Origin of the sequence: Waterburya agarophytonicola KI4 (assembly GCF_020640915.1) — a bacterium.
GTDB lineage: Bacteria > Cyanobacteriota > Cyanobacteriia > Cyanobacteriales > Xenococcaceae > Waterburya > Waterburya agarophytonicola.
In genome coordinates this window covers 38,393-54,785 of sequence record NZ_JADWDC010000030.1, presented here as the reverse complement: position 1 = coordinate 54,785, position 16,393 = coordinate 38,393, and the positions used below count along the sequence as shown (strand labels likewise).

The window sequence follows — 16,393 nt, the reverse complement described above, 5'->3', positions numbered from 1 at the left end:
ATTTTGCGGCATTTTGGCGATCGCTATGTAATTAATTTTGCTTAGGTACTTATTAATCCCAATTATTGTCATAATGCGATCGATGACTACGCCCAACGTTGGGGTATCGAAACTCTGTTTGGTATTTTTAAAAGTCGGGGTTTTAATTTAGAAGACACTCATCTAATTGATTCAGAGCGTTTAAGTCGCTTATTTGCTCTCTTAACGATCGCTTTATGCTGGGCATATCGAACAGGTCAATGGTTATCCGACCACAAACCTATCGTAATTAAGAAACATGGACGAAAGGCTAAAAGCATTTTTCGTTATGGCTTCGATCATTTGCGCTCTATTTTCTTAAATTTAGATGAATTTCAAACTGATTTTCTTCAATCTCTAGAATTTTTGTCCTGTACTTAGCAATTTATCTTATTTTGTATTGAAACTACAATTTTAGTACTACCCTAAAAAGAATTCGCGATGAGTGTTCGCGAATCATTTTGCTGTTTGTCCAAAGTCCAAAGCATAAACAATCGAGTTTAATCAAACTAATAGGAATTTCTTTCAGTATTGCCTCCTTTAACCCAACCTTCTTGCTGACTCCAAGGAAGTCTGACTCGTTGCCATTTGCCATCGACAGAGTCTTCTAAAATGATGATTTTGCTTTCAAATTCGATACCGCCAACTCTGCCAGAATTTAGATCTGGTTCGGCTCGCAAACTCAAACCTTGAGGCCAAGTAACTGTTGCATAATAAGCACTATCGGGCAGTTCTGGTTCTACTTCGGGTTCTACTTCGGCTTCTTCAGTAATAATTTCTGCTTCCTCTACATCTTCCGTGGTGTTAGATTCTAACGGTTCAATGGTGGTTGCAGATTCAGTATTATTGGGTATAGATTCTGTTGACGCAATAGGAAAATCTGGTTTTTTGGGCAGGGTTGACATTTTCTTGTAGTAGACAAATACCATACTACCTGTAACTCCGACAATTAAACTGATACCAATTAAAAAGCCCAGTATAAATTGTACGGTGGCTGATAGACGTTGAAGAATGATAGATTTGGTCATCTTTTAGTTAAGTTGACTCTGAATGCGATCGCTTAGGTCATTGTTTTTCGATGCCAGACGAGCTTTCCCTGCTGCTACCCATTGCTGCAAAAATTCAATTTGCTCTTGAGCAGTTTTTGCCAGGGGAACTATCTGACTGGCAGCTTCTAGAATATCATCTGTGGTAAAGTCACGATTTTGACTAAAGCCAATGTGCATTGCCTCAATGATAGTCTGTTCGATTTCTGCCCCAGAAAATTCTGGTGTCTCATATGCTAACCGCTTAACGTCGTAATTGCCTAGATTATGAGGGCGTAATTTGGCTAAGTGTACCTTGAAAATTGCCTGTCTTTCATTTTGATTGGGCAAACCAACGAAAAATATTTCGTCAAATCTACCTTTGCGCAACATTTCTGGAGGTAAGGAACGAATATTGTTAGCCGTAGCCACAACAAATACAGGCGTTTTCTTTTCTGCTAGCCAAGTGATAAATGTGCCAAATACACGACTAGTAGTACCCGAATCTCCCTTGCCATCTACTCCTGCAAATCCTTTATCAATTTCATCGATCCATAAGATACAAGGAGAAAGAGCTTCAGCTAGTTCGATAGTTTGACGGGTGCGAGATTCTGATTCTCCTACCAAGCCAGCGAACAAACGTCCTACATCTAAACGCAATAAAGGTAAATGCCAGTGATGAGCGATCGCTTTTGCTGTAAGAGACTTTCCCGTACCCTGTATCCCGACTAATAATAGCCCTCTGGGGTTGGGTAAGCCATAAGCCCTTGCTTGTTCGCTAAATGCTCCCCCTCGCCGTAACAACCAGCTTTTAAGGTTATCTAGTCCGCCGATATCTGATATTTGTTCGGTAGCGGGATAATAGTCTAATATTTGCGTCTGGCGAATTGATTGGCGTTTTTCTTCTAGAATTAATTCCACATCATCGGGTTCTAGTTTACCGTTATAAGCGATCGCTCTAGTTAATACTCTTCTAATTCGTTCGAGAGATAATCCTTTGGCTGCGCGGACTAATTCGTCTAATAGTTGTGCGGATAAATTTTGTCCTGTTGCGGAAATCAAGCGTTCGATTTCGGTTTTTATTTCTGGAGTAGAAGGTAAGGCAAAATCAACTACTGTAATAACTTCGGTTAATTCTTCAGGGATCTGGACTTGAGGCGCAATAATGATAATGTTCTTCGGTTGAGATTTTAGCACTCGCGCTAAGTTGCGTAGTTCGCGAGAAACAGCAATATCATCTAAAAAACGCTGAAAATCTCGTAGGATAAACACACCGCCAGCTTTTTCTGGGATTTTAGTTATAAATTCTAGAGCTTGTAATGGATTGCGCTTGCCAAACCCCGTATTGTTGGGATTATCTTGATAGCCATTGACAAAATCCCAAGTATAAACGTTGCGTTTGCCCAATTTATCTGTAGCTAGAGCGATCGCTTTTTCGGCCCTTTCTTCTTCGTTGGTGGGAATATAAATTAAGGGATAACAGGCACGTAACAGCAGAGTAAATTCTTCTTGAAAATTCATTATAAAAAATTCTATTATTGCTCTTTATTAAAAATCTATCTTATTCTTAATATACGTTCGATGTGAATTTGCTGCGTTCAAATTTATTTAGTTTTTAGCTATCAGCTATTAGCTATTAGCTTTTTTATGTTTATGCCAGAGATAGATTATTTGCGGATAAGTTTGATTGATAAATGTAATTTTCGTTGTCAGTACTGTATGCCAGAAGGGACAGAACTAAATTACCTCCTCAACCAAGAATTATTAAGCGATCGAGAAATTATCTCTTTGGTGCGGGATGTCTTTATTCCTCTGGGTTTTACCAAGTTTCGCCTCACGGGAGGAGAGCCTTTATTGCGCCCTGGGGTGGTAGATTTGGTGAGAGCAATTTCGCAATTACCCGAAACAGAAGATATTGCCCTAACTACCAATGCTTTTTTGCTGGAGAAACTAGCACAGCCACTTTACGATGCTGGTTTGAAGCGAATTAATATTAGTTTGGATTCTTTAATTCCTGCAACTTTTGATAAGATTACGGGCAATAGAGGAAAAAGTCGTTGGCAACAAACTTGGCAAGGAATTTTAACCGCCCATCAAGTAGGATTCGATCCTCTCAAGCTCAATGTAGTAGTAATTCCAGGAATTAACGATACAGAAATTTTGGATTTAGCAGCTTTGAGTATCGATCGCAATTGGCATATTCGTTTTATTGAGTTTATGCCAATTGGTAATCCTGAGTTGTTTGGTGACAAAGCTTGGATTGATTCTGAAGCGATCAGAAATCAGTTGCGCCACAAATGGGGACTAGACGAGTCTAATATTACGGGAAATGGCCCTGCGGATGTATTTAAAATTCCTAATGCCAAAGGAACAGTGGGCTTTATTTCTCAAATGTCCGAATGTTTTTGCGATCGCTGTAACCGAGTTCGACTATCCGCCGATGGTTGGTTGCGCCCTTGTTTGCTCAACGAAACTGGTCAAATAGATCTCAAAACTGCTGTCCGTAGTGGTGTAGATCTAGCCGAGTTAAAGACTAAAATTAGCGAATTATTATTATTGAAGCCTGAAATCAATTTCAAAGAGCGGGACTCTGGTACTGATGGAACTTACACTCGTACCATGTCCCAAATTGGAGGATGATCCTGTAAGGAAGGAGGAAGAAGGATGAAAATGTTTAATTATACTTCCGAGCCAGATCAATATTATCTTATAGCTTGCAGCCTACAGCTATAAGCAAAAAGTTTGATTAACATTCCATATACATTCAACGTTATTAAGCCATACGAGAATAGTACTCAACGACTAATAGTTCGTTTACTTGTAGGGCAACCCATTCGCGATCGATTACGCCGTTAACCTTACCTGAAAAGGTATTCTTATCAAATTCTAAATGACTGGGTAAATTAGCCAAACCTGGGTATTCCATGTTGGTTTCGACTAACTTGCGAGAGCGATCTCGATCTCTAACTTTAACAACGTCCCCAGGACGACACTGGTAGCTAGCAATATTTACTACGCGATCATTGACGATAATGTGTCCGTGGTTTACTAGTTGACGCGCCCCAGGAATAGTTCCTGCCATACCCATGCGGAAAATGGTATTGTCTAAACGCATTTCTAGAAGTTCTAGCAAAGTTTGTCCTGTAGAACCAGCTACTCGACGGGCTTTGCGGACATAACGCACTAGTTGTTTTTCGGTAACTCCATAATTGAAACGAAGTTTTTGCTTTTCTTCTAGACGAATAGCATATTCAGATCGTTTGCGACGACTTTGACCGTGTTGTCCAGGTGGATAGGCTTTGCGAGGGCTCTTTCTAGTTAAACCAGGCAAATCTCCCAAGCGACGAACGACGCGCAAACGCGGGCCTCTATAACGAGACATATATTAGTTCTCCTCTGTATTACAGTTACAAAATATCTCCAAATATATCATTATACAGGATGTATCTATTATTTCAAAGCAAAATAACAAACTTTAACGGCTAATGGTTAATATATATTCCCCTTTTCCACCTTCGTCATAAGCATTGACAATAACGTTATAAACTCCATTTTCAGGAATAGTTACGCGAATGCGAGAATTACTATCTTCTTCATTTATGTCGTCGTTTTGTTCGATAATATTGCCTTTGGCATCAATAAGAGCTACAAAAGCATCAAATTCTTCGCTTTCTAAGGAAATGGTAAATGATTCTCCAGAGCGAACGTCTAGAGGATAGGAGTCGTAAAAACTTCCATCTTCGGCAATTATGCGATCGCCTTCTTCTAAGATACCCCGTTCGACATTTTCGAGCAGTCTCGAACCGTCAGAGTTAGTAGCAATTGGTTCTTCGTCTTCTACTCTGGCAACTTCAATCTCTTCGTTATCCTCTATAGGAGGTTTTTCTGCTTCGATTTCTGTTTCAGGATTTGGCAAACTCACTTCAGGAATTTCTGAAGGAGTCGGTGGTGCTTGTGGTTGTGGTGGTTGAGGCAAGTTTTCTGCAACCGTTTCAGTCTCTTCTGGTGTAGATTCTGGTTTGGTTGTTACATTCTCAGGAGTTGGTGGTTTTTCGGCAATAGTTTCTGTTGGAGGAGAAGGAGAGGTTGGTGGTTTTTCGACAGTAGTTTCTGTCTCAGGAGAAGGAGGAGTTACTGGTTTTTCAGTGGTAACATCAAGAGTCGAATCAGAATAAGCGATCGCGCAGACTTTAGCGTATCTAGGATCGGGCTTACATGCCACTCCAGTATTCTTCGCGTCGGGGCTTAATAGGCTATTACGGCGACGGCGATCAGGAAATAGCTCATCTATCACCAAACTCATTACAATGCCTTTGGGGGTTATTCTACCGTAGCTGATATTTTGGAGATTGTTGGCGGTAGCAAAGTCTTCTAGTTTGTCCGTAGCATTGGCAGCAGTTTGTTCGGAATTATTCAAGGGAGACAAAGGCTGTTGCTCTTTGAGAATTGCGATCGCTTCTTCTAAAGCTTTCAATCCTTTATTGGTTCTGATGGGTTTTTCTCCTGGTAATTTGAGCCAGATGCCATCATAATATTGTCTTTGGTCTTCTAACCAATTCGCGTAACCCTGAGGATTGGTTCTAACTCGATTGATTTCCGATAGTATTTCTGGTTCTATATTACTACTGATTCTAGTATTATTGGCTGCTTGCTTGTTGCTTGTCTGGGGTAAGGAGTTTTGAGCAATTGCGCCGTACGGATAAATACCTAGAACTAGAAGATTAACGGTCAAGCTAAAAGTGTAGATCGCAAAACTGGGTAGATAAACTTTAACCATATTAAGTTTCGTACATTTATTATAGACTCTTGACAATAGCCTCCATTTCCAGGAAACAAGTTCCTTCTATATGAGAATTCAGCACCACAAAAAATTGTAATGTGCTTTTTTTTGGAGGTTCAGAAATCCAAATTAGCTTATTAATGGATGTTTGCGTAGCTTCGCATTAGTTTTAATATCTCGATATGGTAGTCAATTAAAAATATTAAATGATATTAAATGTCTTGACGCTTTCGATTATTCTACTATTTTCTATTTATTGCTGTCACTAGAACAAAAAAATAATTCTATGTTGAGTCAAATAAATTCTTAATCTAGCAATTTCGTTCAATATAGCTATTTAGATTGATTTTTGCTCGTTCTGCACTTGTTTGAAATACAATTTTAAGCTAATCTTCCATAAAAATACGGGGCTAAAAAAGAACTATGTTTGCCAAACAATTTTATTCATAAGAGATTGAAATCATCCTTAGTCAATCGATATAGTCACTTGACTAACTTTATTTTGCCCATAACCTATAGTTCTGACAAACACCAATAACAACATTACTCATCACAAAATACATTATTAAGATCTATGCCATATCACAATGCTTTATCTCTCAAAGAGAAACGCCCAAACACCAAATCCACCAAATCGTCCAATAATCAAGATCGTGCTTTGAAAGTTTCTATCCCTTTGGCTACAGCAACATTGTGTTTATTAAATCCTCATCAAAAGGTTTTGGCTACAGATTTTAATACTCAAACAGCAGCTGATAAGGTTACTTTTTCTCATTCAACTCTCGATCGACATCACGAAAAACATAGCTTTCACGAGTGCCAGCACGATCATGATGCCTCAGGGTTGTTACCTCGTATTCTTAGTTTGATTCCTGTCCCTTTTAAAAATTATTTTGCTAATTTATCCCAATCACAAGAGTCTCAAATAGTTTTAAACTCTCATGGCAGAGGTGGAAGTTTGGTTAAACATTTGACTCCAATATATTTAAGTCAAGCAGAAAATAATTCCGAACGAGAATTTCTAGCTACCACCAAAATTAAAACTATTCAACCTGCTGTTAATAATACTTTCTCTTCAAAATCCCAGACTCATATAGTTAAAACTGGAGATACTATTAATCGCATTGCCAAAAAATATCAAGTATCTCGGCAAGATTTAATTGCGCTCAATAAAATAAAAAACTCTAATATTATTTTTGTTAATCAAAAGCTAATTATTCCAGCTACCAAACAAAATACAGTTGGGACGGAAAAAATAAGCTTAACTGCGATCAATTTGCCTCAAAGTGCGGGAGAAAAAGCAGCATCTTTTTCTCCTCAATCTAATTATGTAGCTAATGCTAAATTGAATTCCGAGGATATAGCCAAATTCAACTCCAATACAAATGCTTCGGCTGCTATTAGTGATGAAGATCGCCTTGCTAGATTGAGAAAAGACATAGAGCAAATGCGCTCTCAATATCAGAATCAGATTGAACAAGAAACAGAAAATAATCAAACCGAATCCCACAAAAACAAATTCAATTCATCTCCAAATCAAGTTGATGTTGCCACTTCAACTAACCTAGAAAAAAACCAAGATTTAGATTCCATTTCTCAAGAAGTTGTCGCTTTACAACTACCTCCTTTGCCCTCGTCAGAAGAATACTTACCCGAAGCCTTTGATGGCTATGTTTGGCCAGCCCAAGGAGTCTTGACTTCTGGATATGGTTGGCGTTGGGGCAGATTGCACAAAGGTATTGATATTGCAGCACCCGTTGGCACTCCAGTTTTTGCTGCAGCAGCAGGAGAAGTTGTAAGCGCGGGATGGAACACTGGAGGTTATGGCTACCTAATCGAGTTACAGCATTTAGACGGCAGTATTACTCTTTACGCTCACAATAATAAGATTTTAGTCAATCAGGGTCAAAAAATCAGACAGGGAGAACAAATTGCGGAGATGGGCAACACAGGCTTTAGTACGGGTTCTCATTTACATTTTGAAATTCACTCAAAAAATAAAAGCGTGGTCAATCCTTTGGCTTTACTGAGTCGAAGATAAAGATATTGCCAATTTTATTCTACTACTTAGATATATTCAATGAAATATGGCAAAAACTCTTTTTTTTTAGTTAGGCTGGAGTTATTCTTAAATTTTATATATCTATCTAGTAGATTTAATAGCTATAAATAACTATGAAAAAAAGTTGCCAGACTAGAGAAAATTCGGAACTAAATACTGCTCAGGTCTATAAATTAAATAGCCATAAGTCAAATAAAAAAAGCAATAGCGCGATCGCTAAGTTGGCAGCAGGATGGATGATTTTGCAAACTTTACTTCTGGCAACTCCCGTACTAGCCCAACAAAAATCCAAAAACGATCTTAGTTACAGTCAATTTCTCCAAGAGCTAGAAAATGATCGCGTCTCTAAAGTAGAACTTGACGAAACAACCAATCGAGCTAGTGTCACTTTAAAAGGACAATCACAAGAAGAAGAACCCAAAGATGTAGTTTTATTCGAGCAAAATCAGGATTTGATTCCCAAAATTAGAGCCAAACAAGTAGACTTTAGCATTAAAACTTCTATAGATCGCTCGACTACCGTTGGGGTATTGCTAAATTTACTAATCTTTTTTGTTTTAATTTCTGGATTGATTGCTATTGTACGTCGCTCTGCTAATGCTTCGGGTCAAGCTCTCAACTTTGGTCGCTCAAAAGCCAAATTCCAGATGGAAGCAAAAACAGGAATCCAGTTTGATGATGTAGCAGGAATTGAAGAAGCCAAGGAAGAACTCCAAGAAGTCGTTACCTTCCTCAAAGAGCCAGAAAAATTTACCGCTATTGGGGCAAAAATACCTCGTGGAGTGCTGCTAGTCGGGCCTCCTGGGACTGGAAAAACTCTTTTGGCAAAAGCGATCGCAGGTGAGGCTGGCGTACCTTTTTTTAGTATTTCTGGTTCGGAATTTGTCGAAATGTTTGTTGGTGTGGGTGCATCCCGCGTCCGCGACCTATTTAAAAAAGCTAAAGAAAATGCCCCTTGTATAATTTTTATTGATGAAATCGATGCGGTAGGTCGTCAAAGGGGTGCTGGTATTGGCGGTGGTAATGACGAGAGAGAGCAAACCCTCAACCAGCTTTTGACTGAAATGGATGGTTTTGAGGGGAATAGTGGCATTATTGTGATTGCTGCGACCAATCGTCCCGATGTATTGGATAAAGCTCTACTGCGTCCTGGTCGTTTCGATCGCCAAGTAATGGTAGATTACCCCGATCTACAGGGTAGATTGGGGATTTTAGAAGTTCACGCTCGGGGTAAAAAAATTGCCCCCGAAGTGTCTTTAGAAGTGATCTCTCGTCGCACTCCTGGTTTCTCTGGTGCAGACTTAGCCAATCTCCTCAACGAAGCTGCTATTTTGACTGCCAGAAGACACAAAGCAGCCATTACTATGTTAGAAGTCAATGATGCGGTCGACCGTATTGTGGCAGGAATGGAAGGTATTCCTCTCGTAGATAGTAAAGCGAAAAGATTGATTGCTTATCATGAAGTGGGTCATGCGATCGTTGCTACGATGATTCCTGGTCACTATCCTGTAGAAAAAGTAACTATTATCCCGAGAGGTCGTGCGGGAGGCTTGACTTGGTACACTCCCGATGAAGAAATTGGTTTAGAAAGCAAATCACAAATACTAGCTCGAATTTCTACCTTGCTTGGTGGTCGAGCAGCGGAAGAAATTGTATTCGGTATGGACGAAATTACCGATGGTGCAGCACACGATATTAAGGTTTTAACCGATAGAGCAAGAGAAATGATTACTAAATTTGGTATGTCCGATTTAGGAGCTTTAGCTTTAGAAGGTCAAGATCAACCCGTATTTCTAGGGGGTGATTCGGGAAACAAAAATGAATACTCCGAACAGGTTGCATCGCAAATTGATATTCGGATTCGCAACATCGCTTTAGACTGCTATGACAAGGCTAAAACCATTATTAGCGAGAACCGTTTAGCCGTGGATCGTATTGTCGATCTTTTAATCGAGAAAGAAACTATTGATGGTAAAGAATTCCGCAAACTATTAGCTGAATTTTCTCCTACCTATGGCAAAGAACAGATAAAAGATAAATTTCCTAGCCTGCTAAAAAAGTAAAATTTAACTGGGGCATGAAAAAGGATCTCCCTTTGTAAATCAAGAGAGATCCTTTTTTAAGTTACTATTACCAACGTTTTGTGATTACATCACAACTTTTTTGGCTAAACCTAAGGCGCGTAATACTTGAATTGCCCACCAGGTAACATCAATTTCCCACCAACGTTGACCAGCCTTAGCGACGTGAGGTCTAAAATGATGATTGTTGTGCCAACCTTCACCGTAAGCCAATAAACCGACCCACCAAAGATTGAGCGAGCCATCTTCACATTCAAAATTCTTGTAACCCCAGAAGTGTGTTGCACTATTAACAAACCAAGTACAGTGCCACAAAGTTACTGCTCTGACGAAGATACCGTAAACTACCCAAGACCAACCACCGATCGCAAGTAGAAGCAGACCTAGAGCAATTTGGATTGGAATAAAGTTGTTCTCTAACCAACGATAGTAAGGATCGCGATTGGTACGGGGCGCGTATTTTTTATAGTGATCGTAGTCAAAATACTTTTCTTGTTGGAACATCAACCAACCCATGTGACTCCACCAAAAACCTTTTTTTGCAGAGTAGGGGTCTTTATCATTATCTTCAGTATGAGCGTGATGCAAATTGTGTCCCGCTACCCAAAATATAGGACCGCCTTGTAAAGCTAGGGCTCCGATGGTTACGAGAATTCGCTCCAGCCACTTGGGTACTTCCAAACTCCGATGAGTCAAAATGCGATGATATGCCAAACAAATACCAATACTACCAGTCAACCAGTGTAGGAAAAATGCTACGCCCAATGCCGACCACGAGAAACAGAAAGGTGCTGCAACCAACGCTATAATGTGGAACGCACCAAAGAAGAAAATATTAACCAAAGATAAATCTAATTTTTCTGGTTTAGGTTGAAGGGTCGGCTTATCTTTGGGGGCAATTAACTGCTGTGTCATACTAAACTTGTCCTAAAATACTCTTTAAGGTTATGAAGCTAAATTTGTTTAATTAGCTCTTCGATTACCCTCATTTAAAGGCAAGCGCACTGGGCTGTATGCTATCAGAGGCTCACAAAATTTATCGGCGTAATCTCAAAATGGTTTTGCAAGTGTTACTTACATTTATCAGTGTAACAGACATAGTTGGAAAATTGCAAGTGTTACTTACATTTAAAACTACAAACCAAATTAATGGCTTATTTAATACGTCTGAAAGTGACTTCTCCTGCATCTGTACCCGTAATTGATTTGCGATCGCCAATAAGCAACTGATTACAGCACAATTAACTCATGCTACCAAACGTTTTACTCAGTATTAATGGATAAACTAATGTCATAATAAGGGTCAAAAATACCGCTTTAACTAAAATAGATTTAAAGTCATAAGCTAGTAGAAAATGTCCACTCCCCGAAAGTCTACCAAAGCCCGTCTAATTGAAGCAGCTTTAGATTTATTTGCCGAAAAAGGCGTGACTGAAACTACGACTAAGGCGGTTGCCGAACGCGCCCAAGTTAACGAGGTAACTTTATTTCGTAATTTTGGTAACAAGTATCGCTTGCTTTTAGCCGTTCTGCAAGATTCTGCGGTCTTTGCTAAGTTGGTTCATGCTTTGGTAGAAAGAGCTGATAGCAAAGATAATGTAGCAGATTTTTTACAGGAATATGCCCAAGAAAGTCTGAGAACACTTGAGAAAGCACCCGATCTAGTCCGTTCGATTGTAGGAGAAGCGGGAAACTATCCTGTAGAGAATCGTTTGGCATTGGGAAAAGGTCTGAGCGAAGCAAATCGTTATGTAGCAGAGTATTTAGAAAAAGCGATCGCCGTTCAAGGTTTATCTAGCAATCTGACTTCAGAACAGATTGTCAACCTGCTCAATTTTCTTTTGGTGGGCTACTTTGTAGTTGAATCTAGCACTGAAGGGTATAACTTTTGGGACGAAGAAAATGATTTTCTAGATAGTATAGTCAAGCTGTTTCTACAAGGTTCATTTCCTACTTCAGAAACAATACCTACAGTTACCGAAACTAGTATTGTTAAAATCGAACCCAAGGAAATTGAAGATTTACCAGGGAGTTTGGTGCGATCGCTTTTCAGGAAAGCCAAAAAAACAGGAAAAAAAGAATATGCCTTAATTTATATTCTGTTTGGGGCGGGATTATCTTTAGAGGAAATATTACATTTAGAGCGATCGCATTCGGTAGTCGAACCCCAACAACACATTCTGCAAATTAATTATGGTCGGGAAAGACAAGTCCCTCTAAATCAATGGGTAATGGGTTTTCGCTATGGATCTGCATCTTCCAATCCTTTAATCCAGTGGCTAAAAAGTCGTAAAGATGAATGTGCATCAATTTTTATTAATGATGCAAGTAACCCGATCTCTGAAGCTGAATTACAAACCATCTGGCAAGAGTTAACCGCAGACTTGCTCACCCCTCAAGGAGAAAGTCCTCAAATCTCTCAAGCACAACAAACGTGGTGTGTAGAGATGTTAATGAAAGGTATTGATATCGAAGATTTGAGTATTTTAAGTGGGATGGAGATCGAAGAACTAACACAATATGCTCAAAGAGCTAGAAATAAATCCGCCTTAGAAGCAGCAGCACGAATAGATCAAAAAAAAAGTCTCAAAAATTAGCGATCACCCGTAATTAAGTAACATTTCTACCTAAGTCAGCGTGATAGAATAACAGCGAATAAACATCCTAGCTAAAGCTTTAAATTTGGTAGAAAATGGCAGAGGAACAAAATAATCAAGAAAAGGCAAAAGCCCCAGCAGAGAAAAAACCGCCTGCTGCAAAAGCTAAGAAAGAAAAACCACCCAAGCTAGAGGACAAGCCATTTGACGAATTTATTCAACAGCATTACCTCCCTGCTTTAAAAGAAGCAATGGCAGGAGAAGGTATTGATGATGTGGATTTAGCTTTTGTACAGCAAGGCGTACCCATAAAAGGAGCAAATTCTAACGAACTCTGTTGGCAAGTAATTGGTAAATGGGATAATGGCGATCGCCTATTTAATATCTATTTCCCCGACGAAGATATTGCAGGGCAAAAAGCTTTCTCTAGTGCCACCTACAATAATCCTCCCAGCACCTTAGAATCTTTTATGATTGATGAGAGAAGAGTCAATTTGGAACTTCTTGTTATGTACACAATTCAACGTCTCAATGCCCAGAAATGGCTGACTAGAAACTAGTTTGGTCGACTATCAATCAAATAAACCAGAGTCAAAACTCATAACGAGAGGCGGTTTTAATCTAAATCGTCTCTTTTTATGGATCGATTGCAAGGCTTGAAGCCATTAATGTCCTGTTTTAAACTCAATATTCAGTGAATTTCCTTGACTCAATAAAGTGATTTTGTGTTGTAATTGGCATTAATAGAGAATTGGCACGAGTTAATTATGCTAGTACATATTTTATTATTTAACGCGGGAACTGAAAATGAAGGGATTCATACCATTCAAATAGGCGATCGCAACACTATATTGATGTTTCAAGATGAAGATGATGCTATACGCTATGGAGGATTGCTCGAAGCACAAGATTTTCCCGAAGCTAAAGTAGAAGCGATCGATTCTGAGGAAGTAGAGCAATTCTGCCGTCAGGCTGACTACGATTGGAAAATGGTCGAACCAGGACAGTTGGAAATTCCACCCGAAAAAAATGTGGAAGAACTGAGTTGGGAACAAGAAGAGGAAGCTCAAATTACAGATTCTCCCCCAGAAGAAGGAACAATTGCTAGTGACGAATTGGATCGCATTCGCCAGCAACTAGAGGGGCTGCTTTGAGGAACGAAGAGAAGCTAATACCATAGCTAAGAAAAAAGTCATCAACTACCTTAAAAGTTAAACCTACAAAAATGGACAATTTGCAGTCGCGGGGACATTTGTTGACCGAACAAATTAACCCCAATAGTCAGAATTTGGATAGTTTATCTAGTTTAGAAATAGTCGATTTGTTTAATCAGGAAGACAACAAAACCATTGAAGCGATCGCCAAAGCTCGCATTCCTTTGGCTCAGACTATTGATGCGACTACCCTCGCTTTCAAACAAGGCGGGCGGCTGTTTTATGTTGGTGCTGGTACTAGCGGTAGGTTGGGGGTTTTGGATGCAGCAGAATGCCCCCCTACTTTTTGTACTTCTCCCGAACTAGTTCAGGGAATTTTAGCTGGTGGCAAAGATGCTCTAGTAAAAAGTTCTGAAGCCTTAGAAGATCGTCCCGCAGATGGAGCAAAAGCGATCGCCGAACGTGAAATAAGTAAATTAGATGTAGTTGTTGGGATTACCGCAGGGGGAACAACTCCCTATGTTCGTGGCGCATTACAAGAAGCAAAAGCTAGAGAGGCTACTACTGTAGCAATAAGCTGTGTCAGTGCCGAACAAGTACCCATGGAAGCCGATATTGATATTCGTCTTTTAGTAGGTGCAGAAATTCTAGCTGGTTCGACGAGATTAAAAGCTGGCACAGTAACCAAAATGGCATTAAATATCATCTCTACGGGAGCAATGGTAGGCTATGGCAAGGTTTACGGCAATCGCATGATAGATGTGGCGGTGACTAATGATAAATTGCAAGACCGAGCTTTACGGATTATTAGTGACTTAACCGATTTAAACCGTCAAGAAGCGAGTTTATTACTCGACAAAAGCCAGAATAAAGTTAAATTAGCTCTTTTAATGCACTGGACTGGATTGGATATAGCAGCGGGAGAAGAATTATTAGATAAAAACAAAGGAAACTTACGATTATCAATAACCAATAACCAATAGCCAATAACCAATAAAGAGTAAGTAGATTCAAGATTAATAATAAAATAATAAAAAATCCTTAATCATCAAATAATTAAAATAAGTGAATCCCGCAAGATGGCGATCTCTCTTATTTATTGAAACTAACCTAATTAAAACAACTAATGTTAAACGGATCGGAATCTCTTGCCACTTTCATACTGCTTACTGCTGTTATTGCCATACTTTTTTGGGGCTATAACCGAGCTAAAGCTTTTGGCAGACTAGGAATCCTCGCATGGTTGCAGTCTATTGCTTTAATGAGTCCTTGGTTGCTATTTTTTGGCTTATTTACCGTAGGAATATATCTAAATTTAGTGGGCATACTATTTTTGTTGCTCGCTTCCATTGCTGTTTATATATGGTTGGGTAAGCAACTTAGAGCAGAAGGACAAGAAGCTTTATTGCAACAGAAAGCAGCAGAAAGAATTAAAAAAGAGGCAGAAATATCAGAAACATTACCTCCAATTGTCGACTCTGATGAACTGAACAATGATATCGCCTCAGAAGTATTACCTATTCCTCAGGAAGATCTAGCAGATTTGAAGGGAATTTTTGGCATTGATACTTTTTTTGCTACCGAAACTATTCCCTATCAGGATGGGGCGATATTTAAAGGGAATCTGCGGGGAGAAGCAGAAATGGCATATTCTAAAATGAGCCAAAAGTTGACAGCAACTTTTGATGATAAATATCGTTTATTTCTAGTAGAAAGCCCCGAAGCTAGACCAGTTGTAGTGATTTTACCCAAGACTAATGACCCCCAAACTACAACTTTGCCACAAAAAAATCTTGCTCTAATTTTGTTTATTGGGACAATCTTAACTAGCTTAGAAGCATCTAGTTTATTGCAGGGTTTTGATTTGTTTAGCGATTTTGGACGCTATAGCGAGGCTGTCCCTTTGAGTTTGGGACTGTGGGCGGTTCTAATTGCTCACGAAATTGGTCATCGCATAGTTGCCAACCACTATAAGATTCGTTTGAGTATTCCTTTCTTTCTACCTAGTTGGCAAATTGGCTCTTTTGGGACAATTACTCGTTTTGAGTCCCTATTACCCAATCGTACGGCTTTATTTGATATCGCTTTTGCAGGGCCTGCCGCAGCAGGAATTATCTCTTTAATATTACTAGTAACGGGTCTTACTATATCCCATCCTGGGAGTATGTTTCAGTTGCCTACTGAGTTTTTCCGTGCATCAATTTTAGTAGGAACTTTAGCTAAAGTTATTTTGGGTTCTGCTTTGGAAACGGCAGTGGTAGATATTAATCCCTTGGTAATTATCGGTTGGTTGGGATTAGTGATTACAGCTTTAAATCTTTTACCCGCAGGAAAACTAGACGGAGGAAGAATTGTTCACGCTATTTATGGACGTAAAACTGGCAGACGCAGTACTTTAGCTACCCTAATTATTTTAGGTATTGTTGCTTTATTCAATCCTGTCAATCCTATCCCTCTATATTGGGCAGTTTTGATTCTGTTTTTACAGCGAGATTTAGAACGCCCCGTACAGAATGAATTAACCGAACCAGATGATAGTCGAGCAGCTTGGGCTTTGTTGGCACTGTTTTTGAGCCTAGCCACTCTAATTCCCTTGAGTGCTAGTTTGGCTGGTCGTATTGGTTTAGGCTCTTAACTAGAAAATAAGATTAATCACACGCCTCAAACAGTAGAGAA

The 16,393-nt window shown here is 39.4% G+C and carries 13 protein-coding genes and 1 pseudogene; 9 read left to right on the top strand and 5 right to left on the bottom strand.

The window, feature by feature from the left end:
- Positions 1-48 precede the first annotated feature (48 nt).
- A pseudogene (locus I4641_RS12995) lies at positions 49-399 on the top strand (transposase); the annotation flags it as partial.
- Positions 400-527: 128 nt separating this feature from the next.
- On the opposite strand, the gene I4641_RS12990 reads toward I4641_RS12995, so the two are convergent.
- Together I4641_RS12990 and I4641_RS12985 are read right to left on the bottom strand one after the other, a co-directional pair.
- Positions 528-1,046 carry an SH3 domain-containing protein gene (locus tag I4641_RS12990; RefSeq protein ID WP_229640959.1) on the bottom strand — a complete coding sequence of 173 codons (519 nt, stop codon included), beginning with the start codon at positions 1,044-1,046 and terminating at the stop codon, positions 528-530.
- A 3-nt stretch (positions 1,047-1,049) separates the two neighbouring features.
- Entirely contained in the window at positions 1,050-2,564 is a 1,515-nt protein-coding gene (locus I4641_RS12985; protein WP_229640958.1) for a Ycf46 family AAA ATPase, read from the bottom strand.
- Between the two features lie 132 nt (positions 2,565-2,696).
- Between I4641_RS12985 and moaA the strand changes: the two genes are divergently transcribed.
- Positions 2,697-3,683: a GTP 3',8-cyclase MoaA gene (moaA, locus tag I4641_RS12980; protein ID WP_229640957.1), complete on the top strand. Its 987-nt coding sequence runs from the start codon at positions 2,697-2,699 to the stop codon at positions 3,681-3,683.
- A gap of 133 nt (positions 3,684-3,816) precedes the next feature.
- Here moaA and rpsD read toward each other — a convergent pair whose 3' ends face one another.
- Together rpsD and I4641_RS12970 are read right to left on the bottom strand one after the other, a co-directional pair.
- Positions 3,817-4,425 carry a 30S ribosomal protein S4 gene (gene rpsD, locus I4641_RS12975; protein ID WP_229640956.1) on the bottom strand — a complete coding sequence of 203 codons (609 nt, stop codon included), beginning with the start codon at positions 4,423-4,425 and terminating at the stop codon, positions 3,817-3,819.
- 93 nt (positions 4,426-4,518) lie between these two features.
- The gene (locus I4641_RS12970; protein WP_229640955.1) at positions 4,519-5,820 is read right to left on the bottom strand and encodes a pre-peptidase C-terminal domain-containing protein; all 1,302 of its coding nucleotides are present in this window, start codon (positions 5,818-5,820) and stop codon (positions 4,519-4,521) included.
- A 577-nt stretch (positions 5,821-6,397) separates the two neighbouring features.
- On the opposite strand from I4641_RS12970, the gene I4641_RS12965 reads away from it, so the two are divergent.
- On the top strand, positions 6,398-7,864 hold the full coding sequence (locus I4641_RS12965) for a peptidoglycan DD-metalloendopeptidase family protein (protein ID WP_229640954.1): 1,467 nt from the start codon (positions 6,398-6,400) through the stop codon (positions 7,862-7,864).
- 134 nt (positions 7,865-7,998) lie between these two features.
- Positions 7,999-9,948, top strand: coding sequence for an ATP-dependent zinc metalloprotease FtsH (gene ftsH / locus I4641_RS12960; protein ID WP_304956531.1), 1,950 nt, complete (start codon positions 7,999-8,001; stop codon positions 9,946-9,948).
- Between the two features lie 84 nt (positions 9,949-10,032).
- Here ftsH and I4641_RS12955 read toward each other — a convergent pair whose 3' ends face one another.
- On the bottom strand, positions 10,033-10,881 hold the full coding sequence (locus tag I4641_RS12955) for an acyl-CoA desaturase (protein ID WP_229640953.1): 849 nt from the start codon (positions 10,879-10,881) through the stop codon (positions 10,033-10,035).
- Between the two features lie 440 nt (positions 10,882-11,321).
- Here I4641_RS12955 and I4641_RS12950 point away from each other — a divergent pair, with 440 nt between their 5' ends.
- The 5 genes from I4641_RS12950 (at position 11,322) to I4641_RS12930 (ending at position 16,352) form a co-directional block, all read left to right on the top strand.
- On the top strand, positions 11,322-12,563 hold the full coding sequence (locus I4641_RS12950) for a TetR/AcrR family transcriptional regulator (RefSeq protein ID WP_229640952.1): 1,242 nt from the start codon (positions 11,322-11,324) through the stop codon (positions 12,561-12,563).
- 95 nt (positions 12,564-12,658) lie between these two features.
- On the top strand, positions 12,659-13,123 hold the full coding sequence (locus I4641_RS12945; protein WP_229640951.1) for a DUF2996 domain-containing protein: 465 nt from the start codon (positions 12,659-12,661) through the stop codon (positions 13,121-13,123).
- 207 nt (positions 13,124-13,330) lie between these two features.
- A complete protein-coding gene (locus I4641_RS12940; RefSeq protein WP_229640950.1) occupies positions 13,331-13,717 on the top strand; it encodes a DUF3110 domain-containing protein in 387 nt (128 codons plus the stop codon).
- A gap of 71 nt (positions 13,718-13,788) precedes the next feature.
- Positions 13,789-14,700, top strand: coding sequence for an N-acetylmuramic acid 6-phosphate etherase (murQ, locus tag I4641_RS12935; protein WP_229640949.1), 912 nt, complete (start codon positions 13,789-13,791; stop codon positions 14,698-14,700).
- Between the two features lie 143 nt (positions 14,701-14,843).
- Entirely contained in the window at positions 14,844-16,352 is a 1,509-nt protein-coding gene (locus I4641_RS12930; protein ID WP_229640948.1) for a site-2 protease family protein, read from the top strand.
- The last annotated feature ends 41 nt before the right edge of the window (positions 16,353-16,393 follow it).

Bases quoted from the DNA above. Each gene is read 5' to 3' on its own strand.
- I4641_RS12990 (WP_229640959.1), bottom strand. From the start codon at position 1,046: ATGACCAAATCTATCATTCTTCAACGTCTATCAGCCACCGTACAATTT.
- I4641_RS12985 (WP_229640958.1), bottom strand. From the start codon at position 2,564: ATGAATTTTCAAGAAGAATTTACTCTGCTGTTACGTGCCTGTTATCCC.
- moaA (WP_229640957.1), top strand. From the start codon at position 2,697: ATGCCAGAGATAGATTATTTGCGGATAAGTTTGATTGATAAATGTAAT.
- rpsD (WP_229640956.1), bottom strand. From the start codon at position 4,425: ATGTCTCGTTATAGAGGCCCGCGTTTGCGCGTCGTTCGTCGCTTGGGA.
- I4641_RS12970 (WP_229640955.1), bottom strand. From the start codon at position 5,820: ATGGTTAAAGTTTATCTACCCAGTTTTGCGATCTACACTTTTAGCTTG.
- I4641_RS12965 (WP_229640954.1), top strand. From the start codon at position 6,398: ATGCCATATCACAATGCTTTATCTCTCAAAGAGAAACGCCCAAACACC.
- ftsH (WP_304956531.1), top strand. From the start codon at position 7,999: ATGAAAAAAAGTTGCCAGACTAGAGAAAATTCGGAACTAAATACTGCT.
- I4641_RS12955 (WP_229640953.1), bottom strand. From the start codon at position 10,881: ATGACACAGCAGTTAATTGCCCCCAAAGATAAGCCGACCCTTCAACCT.
- I4641_RS12950 (WP_229640952.1), top strand. From the start codon at position 11,322: ATGTCCACTCCCCGAAAGTCTACCAAAGCCCGTCTAATTGAAGCAGCT.
- I4641_RS12945 (WP_229640951.1), top strand. From the start codon at position 12,659: ATGGCAGAGGAACAAAATAATCAAGAAAAGGCAAAAGCCCCAGCAGAG.
- I4641_RS12940 (WP_229640950.1), top strand. From the start codon at position 13,331: ATGCTAGTACATATTTTATTATTTAACGCGGGAACTGAAAATGAAGGG.
- murQ (WP_229640949.1), top strand. From the start codon at position 13,789: ATGGACAATTTGCAGTCGCGGGGACATTTGTTGACCGAACAAATTAAC.
- I4641_RS12930 (WP_229640948.1), top strand. From the start codon at position 14,844: ATGTTAAACGGATCGGAATCTCTTGCCACTTTCATACTGCTTACTGCT.